Here is a 613-nt window from a genome sequence, read left to right as displayed (position 1 = left end):
GGGCAGCGGCAACGGCCAAGGCGGGATCGCACCCAGTACGCCTCCGGCATACAGCTCAGCAAATCGCTGACCTTCGAACCGAAGGGCGTCGAACTGACCGCCCTCAGCGGCACGCCGGATTTACAGCTCGCCATCGGTCGCCTGACCTCCACCCTCAGCATGGGGGTGTCCGGCAAGCTCGACTTTATTGATGCCCTGGCCGCCGCCACCGCCCTGGCGGCGCCAGCCATTCGCGAGGCGCGGGTGCGCATGGCCGCGGGGGAGCACGTTAAAGCAAAATTACAAGCGGATCTCGAAGTGGCCGCTACGGGCAGCCTGCGGCATACGATCGATAGCGGTGCGCGTATCGTGATCCCGGCCAATGGCGATATGGACATGGCCTGGGCCGGTATTCAGCAGCAGTTTGGCGGTGAGTTCAGGATCAACGGTACGGCTGAAATTGCGATTCAAGTATCCACAGAGATATGGGTGTTCAGTGCCAGGGCCGGTGCCAGTGGCTCGCTGCATACCTCATGGTGCTGGGCTATGCGCATGCAGGAGGGCGAGCGGCAGAAGCGCTATGAGTTCGAAGGCGTGGTCGTAACGCTAACGGCGTATGCGGAAATTGAGACAG

Annotated in this window: 1 protein-coding gene; it reads left to right on the top strand. The window is 62.2% G+C overall.

Annotated elements, in window-relative coordinates:
• Positions 1–613, top strand: a 613-nt coding sequence (locus HP566_RS06750; protein WP_249976503.1) for a hypothetical protein, incomplete at both ends; no start/stop codon positions are given.

The sequence above is a fragment of the Vreelandella olivaria genome, assembly GCF_023507745.1.
In the GTDB taxonomy this organism is placed as follows: domain Bacteria; phylum Pseudomonadota; class Gammaproteobacteria; order Pseudomonadales; family Halomonadaceae; genus Vreelandella; species Vreelandella olivaria_A.
This window is presented reverse-complemented; position numbering and strand designations above follow the sequence as displayed.